General features: G+C 73.7%; 1 protein-coding gene and 1 pseudogene. One reads left to right on the top strand and one right to left on the bottom strand.

Annotation, left to right across the window (positions count from 1 at the left end; all coding sequences use genetic code 11):
- Window positions 1–186: pseudogene (locus tag GJ632_RS21435) on the bottom strand (hypothetical protein); the annotation flags it as partial.
- An 87-nt stretch (window positions 187–273) separates the two neighbouring features.
- Here GJ632_RS21435 and GJ632_RS21440 point away from each other — a divergent pair.
- Window positions 274–1,462: MFS transporter (locus GJ632_RS21440; RefSeq protein ID WP_343161317.1), on the top strand; the 1,189-nt coding region annotated here is incomplete at its 3' end.

Raw genomic sequence — 1,462 nt, forward strand, 5'->3', positions numbered from 1 at the left:
GTTCCCTGCGTCCTCGGCCGACTCCTCCGCCGCGTCCTCGGCGGGTCCGTCCGCTGCATCCGCCGTGGCCCCGCCACCGGCCGGCGGTCCGTCCGCGTCCTCGGCCGACTCGTCTCCGCCGTCCGACTCCCCGTCGGTCGCGGCGTCGCCGCCGAGAAAGTCGTCGAGCGAGCGGTTCTCCGTCACGTCCGGACGATGCGAACGGGCGGTCTTAGCGGTGTCGGCTCCGGACGACACCGGAACGCAGTTGGCGCGAACGGTCGAAGCCCGACCGTGGACGCGAACGACAGGGCGCTGACGGCCGTCGCGATGCTCGGACACGCGACGTTCCACACGTACGAACTCGTCGTCCCGCTGTTCGTCACCCTCTGGCTGGACGAGTTCGCGGTCGCGGCGGCCGAACTGGGAATCCTCGTCGGGGCGGGGTTCGCGCTGGTCGGCGTCGGAGCGTTGCCCGCCGGCGTCCTCGCCGACCGCTACGACTCGAAACGGCTCATCGTCGGGTCGGCGCTCGGCATGGGCGGCGGGTTCGTCGTCCTGAGCGCCGCCCCGAACGCCGCCGTCCTCGGGGTCGGACTGGCGCTGTGGGGGACGGCCGCGAGCGTCTACCACCCGGCGGGGCTCTCGCTCATCAGTCGCGGCGCGAGCGAACGCGGGACGGCGTTCGCCTACCACGGACTGGCCGGGAACGTCGGCGTCGCCGTCGGTCCGCTCCTCGGCGCCGTCCTCCTCGCGTTCCTCCACTGGCGGGCCGTCGCCGTCGTCCTCGTCGTCCCCGCCGTCGTCGCCGCCGCGGTCGGTCGACGCATCGAGTTCGACGAGAGGGCGGCCGACCCGGCCGACCCGGCCGAGCGAGCGACAGCCCCGGCGGACGCGGCCGAACTGGTCGCTCGGACGAGGCGACTGTTCGCGGGGGGCTTCGCCCTCGCGTTCGCCGTCGCGATGCTGTACGGACTGTACTACCGGGGCGCGTTCACGTTCCTGCCGGACGTCCTCGCCGACGTGCCGCTCTTCGAACCCGTTCCGTTCGCGGGCGTGACGCTCCGGCCGAGCCAGTACGCGTACGCGGGACTGCTGGCCGTCGGCGGCGCGGGGCAGTACGTCGGCGGGAAGCTGAGCGACCGGGTCGCGCCGGAGCGCGCACTCGCGGTCACGTTCGCCGTTCTCGTCGCCGTCTCGCTGGCGTTCGTCCCCGCGTTGAACGGGAGCGTCGTGTCCCTGCTGGTCGTCTGCGCGCTGTTCGGATTCGTCGCCTACGCGGTGGCGCCGATGTACCAGTCGACGATAGCCGCGCACGCCCCGTCGGACGCCCACGGCCTGTCGTTCGGCTACACCTACCTCGGGACGTTCGGCGTCGGCGCGTTCGGGGCGAGCGTCGCCGGCGTCGTGCTGACGTACGCCGACGCGGCCGCGCTCTTCACCCTGCTCGCGGTCCCGGCGGGCCTCGCCGCCGTCGTCGCCG

The organism is Halogeometricum sp. CBA1124 (genome assembly GCF_009741955.1).
In the GTDB taxonomy this organism is placed as follows: Archaea; Halobacteriota; Halobacteria; order Halobacteriales; family Haloferacaceae; genus Halogeometricum; species Halogeometricum rufum.